This is a genomic window from Dokdonella sp. (genome assembly GCF_049593775.1).
In the GTDB taxonomy this organism is placed as follows: domain Bacteria; phylum Pseudomonadota; class Gammaproteobacteria; order Xanthomonadales; family Rhodanobacteraceae; genus Dokdonella.
Genome location: NZ_JBAWHJ010000048.1, coordinates 1 through 6,438, shown reverse-complemented (window position 1 = coordinate 6,438; position 6,438 = coordinate 1). Strand labels below are relative to the sequence as shown.

At 60.6% G+C, this 6,438-nt stretch carries 10 protein-coding genes; 9 read left to right on the top strand and 1 reads right to left on the bottom strand.

Going from position 1 to position 6,438, the window contains the following annotated elements:
- Window positions 1–423: LysR family transcriptional regulator (locus tag WBP53_RS01845; RefSeq protein ID WP_423925350.1), on the bottom strand; the 423-nt coding region annotated here is incomplete at its 3' end.
- A 154-nt stretch (window positions 424–577) separates the two neighbouring features.
- Here WBP53_RS01845 and WBP53_RS01840 point away from each other — a divergent pair.
- The 9 genes from WBP53_RS01840 to WBP53_RS01800 all read left to right on the top strand — a co-directional run.
- Window positions 578–1,282, top strand: a complete 705-nt coding sequence (locus WBP53_RS01840) for a pirin family protein (protein ID WP_423925348.1) — start codon at window positions 578–580, stop codon at window positions 1,280–1,282.
- A gap of 53 nt (window positions 1,283–1,335) precedes the next feature.
- Window positions 1,336–1,719, top strand: a complete 384-nt coding sequence (locus tag WBP53_RS01835; RefSeq protein WP_423925346.1) for a DoxX family protein — start codon at window positions 1,336–1,338, stop codon at window positions 1,717–1,719.
- Window positions 1,720–1,979: 260 nt separating this feature from the next.
- Complete coding sequence (locus WBP53_RS01830) at window positions 1,980–2,114, top strand: hypothetical protein (protein WP_423925344.1); 135 nt, start codon at window positions 1,980–1,982, stop codon at window positions 2,112–2,114.
- Between the two features lie 31 nt (window positions 2,115–2,145).
- On the top strand, window positions 2,146–2,970 hold the full coding sequence (locus tag WBP53_RS01825) for an alpha/beta fold hydrolase (protein ID WP_423925342.1): 825 nt from the start codon (window positions 2,146–2,148) through the stop codon (window positions 2,968–2,970).
- Between the two features lie 129 nt (window positions 2,971–3,099).
- Entirely contained in the window at window positions 3,100–3,333 is a 234-nt protein-coding gene (locus WBP53_RS01820; protein WP_423925340.1) for a Na+/H+ antiporter NhaA, read from the top strand.
- Between the two features lie 252 nt (window positions 3,334–3,585).
- Window positions 3,586–4,164: an anthranilate synthase component II gene (locus WBP53_RS01815; RefSeq protein WP_423925338.1), complete on the top strand. Its 579-nt coding sequence runs from the start codon at window positions 3,586–3,588 to the stop codon at window positions 4,162–4,164.
- A gap of 98 nt (window positions 4,165–4,262) precedes the next feature.
- Entirely contained in the window at window positions 4,263–5,327 is a 1,065-nt protein-coding gene (gene trpD / locus WBP53_RS01810; RefSeq protein WP_423925336.1) for an anthranilate phosphoribosyltransferase, read from the top strand.
- Window positions 5,324–6,118: an indole-3-glycerol phosphate synthase TrpC gene (trpC, locus tag WBP53_RS01805; RefSeq protein WP_423925334.1), complete on the top strand. Its 795-nt coding sequence runs from the start codon at window positions 5,324–5,326 to the stop codon at window positions 6,116–6,118. Before trpD ends, trpC begins: the two co-directional genes overlap by 4 nt.
- Window positions 6,118–6,438, top strand: a 321-nt coding sequence (locus WBP53_RS01800) for an HAD family hydrolase (RefSeq protein ID WP_423925332.1), incomplete at its 3' end; no start/stop codon positions are given. The genes trpC and WBP53_RS01800, both read left to right, overlap by 1 nt.

Here is a 6,438-nt window from a genome sequence, read left to right as displayed (position 1 = left end):
TTCGAGCAGGGATTCCCAGGGTCCGCTAAGCGAGTCGACGCCGATACGCAGGCGGGTCTGGTCGGCAACCTCGTAGAAGGCGGCAATATCCGACTGCAGGCTGATCGGCGGAAACATCGAATCCATGCCGATCGCAAATTCGGTCTCCCAGCCCGAGGCGACGCGGCGGACCCGATGTTCGAGATCCTGGGCGGCCTTGAGCAGGTGCCTGCCTTCGCGAAGCAGCTCCTGGCCGGCACTGGTAAGCATGACACGCGGGCCATGGCGCTCAAACACCGCCACGCCGAGATCATCTTCAAGCTTGGCCACAGTGTAGGAAACCGTTGAAGGCACGCGGAACAGCTCGCGCGCGGCGGCCGAGAACGTTCCGCGCCGATCAATGGCATCAACGACCTGCAGCGCATCCAGGCTCAGACGTAACATTCGAAAAATTCGATCATAGACACGGAAATTACTCGCTTTTCAAGTGAAATCTGCACGAGGACAATACGCGACATCCCGAGCACCTCGGTGTGTCGGCCGAAATATCGGGGAAATTCGATGTTTCGATATTTTGCACTATACAAGGAGAGTCGTCATGTTACAGGTCCGAAAAAGCGACGATCGCGGCCCAGCCGAGCATGGCTGGCTGTCTTCGCGCCACAGCTTCTCGTTCGCCGGCTACCACGATCCTGCCCACATGGGCTTCGGTCCGCTGCGCGTGATCAATGAGGATCGCGTGCAGCCCGGCCAGGGCTTTGGAACACACGGCCATCAGGACATGGAGATCATCTCCTATGTTCTCGATGGTGCCCTCGAACACAAGGACAGCATGGGCACCGGATCGGTGATTCGATATGGCGATGTCCAGCGCATGAGTGCAGGAACCGGCGTGCAGCACAGCGAGTTCAACCACTCGTCCAGCGAGTCCGTGCACTTCCTGCAGATCTGGATCCTTCCGGAACGCCGAGGAATTGCGCCGAGCTACGAGGAGAAGAACTTTCCGGCGGAATCCAAGCGCGGACGCCTGCGCCTGATTGCGTCCAACGACGGTCGCGACGGTTCGGTACTCGTCCACCAGGACGTGGCTGTGTTTGCCTCGATCGTGGATGGTGAAGATCGCGTCGAACACCTGCTCGGTAACGGTCGCATGGCCTACTTGCACGTGATACGTGGCGGGCTGTCGGCAAACGGGGTCGCCCTGGCGGGTGGCGATGCGCTCAAGATCAGCAGCGAAGCCAGCGTCGTCGTGGATAGCGCGCACGATGCGGAATTCCTGTTGTTCGACATGCCGGCCGAATGACTCTCGTGCGCCCACCAACGTGCCGATCACTACATAGACACTGGAGAATCGCAATGCACAATCAAAATCGTACGATCCATAGAGTCGCCTCGGCACTGGTCGGGCTGCTGTTCGTGATCGCCGGTATCAACAAGGTCATGGGCTTCGAGTACGTTGCGCAGTGGATGACGAGTGCCGGCCTGCCCATGGCACCGGTTCTGCTGGTCCTCACCGTTGTCCTGGAGATTGGCGCCGGGCTGATGCTTGTGACTGGCTTCAAGGCGCGCTGGGGGGCTCTCGCCCTGGCAGCATTCCTGATTCCGACAACGCTGGTGTTTCACGCCTTCTGGAGCGCAGAGGGTGCGCAGTTTCAGGACCAGATCACCCAGTTCCTGAAGAACACCGCAATCTTCGGAGCCACATTGATGATTGCCTTTCCGCGTCAGCATTCGAGCTAGCGGCGCAGGTGCCTGCCCGACCACGGAAGGTCGGGGGGGTTCTCTTGCAGGTTCACCTTGTCGGTCATCTGCGGGTCGCATTGAACCTGAGCACGAACTTGCAATCGCCGTGACGGGCTGCAAATCAGCATGGATTCGCGTGAACAGGATATCCAGTGCAGTAGGCGGACCCGCAATCGTCAGGCGGTGACAGTGACGCAGCGTGCCTTGCGATGCGACAAGTTCCACATTCCCAAACTAGGCATTTGCAAGTGAAGTTCATGAATCGCAACAGGCAGGACATCGAAACCGACGACCATGGACGACGACTGCTGCTCGGCAGCGTTGTACTTGCAGCGGGTGCGATCTTGCCGGTGGCTACCGTAGCGGCCGCGAAGAAACCAGCCTGGCCGTAATCATCCAACGCAAAACCAAGGAACCCAGCACATGAACACCATCACCACCAAAGACGGCACTCAGATCTACTACAAGGACTGGGGCTCCGGGCCCGTTGTTTCGTTCAGCCATGGTTGGCCGCTGTCAGCCGATGCATGGGAAGCGCAGATGTTCTTTTTGGCCTCGCAGGGTTTTCGCTGCATTGCCCATGACAGGCGTGGCCACGGTCGTTCTGGCCAGCCATGGAACGGTAACGACATGGACACCTACGCCGATGATCTCGACGAGTTGTTCCGAGAGCTCGATCTCAACGCCGTCACGATGGTCGGCCACTCCACCGGAGGCGGTGAGGTCGCGCGATATATCGGCCGTCACGGCAGCAAGCGCGTTTCCAGAGCCGTTCTCGTTGGCGCTGTTCCGCCGATCATGCTCAAGACCACGGAAAATCCGGGCGGCTTGCCCATGGATGTGTTCGACGGATTCCGCACGGCTTACCTGGCCGACCGTTCGCAGTTCTTCCTCGATATCGCGAGCGGGCCGTTCTACGGCTTCAACCGTCCCGGCGCCAAGATTTCCCAGGGCATGATCCAGGCCTGGTGGCGACTGGGCATGCAGACAGGCCACAAGAACGCCTACGACTGCATCAAGGCGTTCTCGGAAACCGATTTCACCGAGGATCTGAAGAAAATTGACGTGCCGACCCTGATCATTCACGGCGAAGACGACCAGGTGGTGCCTATCGCCGACTCTGCCATGCTTTCGGCGAAGCTGGTCAAGAACTCGACCCTGAAGATCTATCCGGGCGGCGCGCATGGGCTTGCCGACACCGACAAGGACAAGCTCAACGCGGATCTTCTCGAATTCCTCCGCAGCTGATTTGACTCATGCCGGCATGGCCGCTCGCTGCGGCCATGCCTTTCATTGCCTCATTTCGAAACCGGGCGATCCAGAAACAGCAATAAATCGTCATCCAGACCCACGAACCAGTGCCAACAGCGTGCCGCGTTGGCGGTAGGTATTGGCCTCGCCATCAAGCCCGCGAATTACTCCTGGGCGCAACTCGGGGGTGCGGGCGCGCTGGCCGGCATCGGCTTCACGATGCCGCTGTTCATCGCCGGTCAGGCCTTGCCCGGAGCGGCCGAATTCGACGCGGCCAAGCTGGCCATCTTCGCTGCCTCAATAGCTTCGGCTGTCCTCGGTACGACTCTCCTCTGGCGTGTTCATTCACCCGATCCGTAACGGTCGGACCCGCCCGCGTCCAAGGCTACGGAGCTCTAGTCCATCCGTCGCTTGCCCGGCCGAACCGACGCTTTGGCGGCCACGCGTCAACAAGCAACGCCCCATGCTCTGGATGCCATCAACGCACAAGAAGGTCCGATCAGGCACAATTCGCGGCCCTGCGCACGCCAACTGCGGCAATCGCAGGCCATTCTGGCTCCATCCACCGACGGGGCCGGCTGATCCAGAGAGACCAAGGGCCGCGTGATCCTGATGTTGCTGATGATCGACAACTACGACAGCTTCACCTTCAACCTCGTGCAGTATTTCGGCGAGCTCGGCGAGGACGTGAAGGTGGTCCGCAACGACGAGCTGACAGCAGCGCAGATCGCCGAGCTGAGGCCATCGAGCATCGTGATTTCACCGGGGCCTTGTACGCCCAACGAGGCAGGCGTGTCGCTGGATGTGCTTCACGAGCTATCCGCGACGGTACCCATCTTCGGTGTTTGCCTGGGGCATCAGTCCATTGGCCAGGCCTTTGGCGGCAAGGTCGTGCGTGCCCGACAGATCATGCACGGCAAGACATCGATGATCCATCACACCGGCAAGGGCGTATTCCGCGATTTGCCGAATCCGTTCGAGGCGACCCGCTATCATTCGCTGGTGGTCGAGAAGGAGTCGCTGCCGGAATGCCTTGAAGTGACTGCATGGACGGAAAATGCCGATGGCAGCCGCGATGAACTCATGGGTTTCCGCCACCGGTCATTGGCCGTGGAAGGCGTGCAGTTTCATCCCGAATCGATCCTTACCCAGCATGGCCACGCGCTGCTGAAGAACTTCCTGGATCGCTGAGCGAGCCAATCCGCATCACCAAGCAGCCATCGCCAATGATTGACTGCAGGAAGCGGACGGCGTTTGATCATTGCGCTGTTCAATAAACGGAACCAGAAATGCCGATTACTCCCCAACTTGCCTTGCAGCGCGCCATCGAACACCGCGAAATCTTTCCGGACGAGATGGTCGATCTGATGCGACAGATCATGCGCGGCGAAGTATCCGACGCGATGATAGCGGCGATCCTGACCGGGTTGCGCGTCAAGAAGGAAAGTATCGGGGAAATCAGTGCCGCGGCTGAAGTCATGCGCGAGTTGGCTGCACCGGTTGTGGTTGCCGAGCGCGGGAATTTCGTCGATATCGTCGGCACCGGAGGCGACGGGGGCAACAGTTTCAACATCTCGACGGCATCGATGTTCGTCGTGGCGGCCGCGGGGGCCCGGGTCGCCAAACATGGCAATCGCAGTGTCTCCTCGAAATCCGGCAGTGCCGACGTGCTTGAGGCGCTCGGTGCGGCGATCGAGTTGCAGCCCGCCCAGGTGGCCGAATGCATAGCGCAGGTCGGTATCGGTTTCATGTTCGCTCCGATCCATCATCCCGCGATGAAGGCAGTTGCCCCGGTACGCCGGGAAATGGGCGTGCGCACGCTGTTCAATATCCTCGGCCCGCTGACCAATCCTGCCGGTGCACCGAATATCCTGCTCGGCGTATTTCATCCTGACCTTGTCGGCATCCTCGTCCGTGTACTCAGGCAACTCGGTGCGACGCACGCGCTGGTCGTCTGGGGCAAGGACGGCATGGACGAAATTTCGCTCGGTGCTGCCACCCTGGTCGGCGAGTTGCGCGATGGCGTCGTCAACGAATACGAGGTTCATCCCGAGCAGTTCGGCTTCGCGATGGCATCCGGTGCGCAGTTGCGTGTCGAGAACGCAGAGGAGTCGCGCGCCAAGGTGCTGGAGGCGCTGGATGACACGCCTGGGGTTGCCCGCGACATCGTCACCCTGAATGCGGGTGCGGCACTTTACGCCTCCAATGCGGTGACTTCGATCGATGCCGGTGTCGCGCTCGCACGGGCCACCCTGGCCAGTGGTGCAGCCCGCCGCAAACTGGACGAGTTCGTGGAAACTACGCGTCGCCTGGCTGGCATGGATCCAAAGCAGGGAGCGATGGAAATCCGATGAACGACATCCTGGATCAAATCCTGGCCCGCAAGGTCGAGGAAATTGCCGAGCGCCACGCGCGGCTTCCGCTGGCTGAGTTGATGGCGCGCGCAACTGACCTGCCTGACACGCGTGGCTTCGCTGCGGCGATCGAAGCGCGGATCGAATCCGGGCAGCCAGCCGTGATCGCCGAGGTGAAAAAAGCCAGCCCGAGCAAGGGAGTGATTCGCGCTGATTTCGATCCTGCCGCGATCGCGCAAGCCTACGAGCACGGTGGTGCGGCCTGTCTGTCGGTATTGACCGATGCCGACTTCTTCCAGGGTAGCGAGGAGTATCTGCGTCAGGCGCGCGCTGCCTGTTCGCTGCCGGTGTTGCGCAAGGATTTCACGATTGATCGCTATCAGGTGTATGAAGCGCGCGCCATCGGCGCCGACTGCATCCTCTTGATCGTGGCTGCGCTCGATGACGCAACATTACTCGAGTTGAGCCTGCTCGCGGCCGAACTGGATCTGGACGTTCTGGTCGAAGTGCACGATGAAGCCGAGCTTGATAGAGCGCTCGATGTGCCGGCGCCCCTGATCGGCGTCAACAACCGCAACCTGCGCACGTTCGAGGTTTCGCTGGACACCAGTGTGGACTTGAGGACACGTGCGCCGCAGGACCGAATCCTGGTCAGTGAAAGCGGGATCGCAACGGAGGCTGACGTAGCGCGACTGCGCGGCGCAGGCATCAATGCGTTCCTGATTGGTGAAACATTCATGCGCGCCGCCGATCCCGGCGCTGCACTTCGCCAGATGTTCTTCAACGACTGATGGACACGCATCTGGAGAATGCCGCAAGCGAGTTGGCGGCGGAGCAGGGTCCGCGCGTCGTTCTGTTCGATTTCGACGGAGTGCTGATGCGCGGCGATGCCTTTTCGCGGTTCGTCCGTGCACGCTTGCGCGGCTCATGGTGGCGGCTGCTGATTGCATTGGCCGTGATGCCTCTGTTGCTGCCGCTCTACGCCATTCGTTCGTTGCGCATGCCGATCCTGAGCCTCTTCGTGCGAATCAGCCTGCTCGGCATCAGTCCATCGCGATTCGATCAGCTGACGCGTGAGTTCGCTCGCGAGATTGTCGGCCTGCCGAGGATC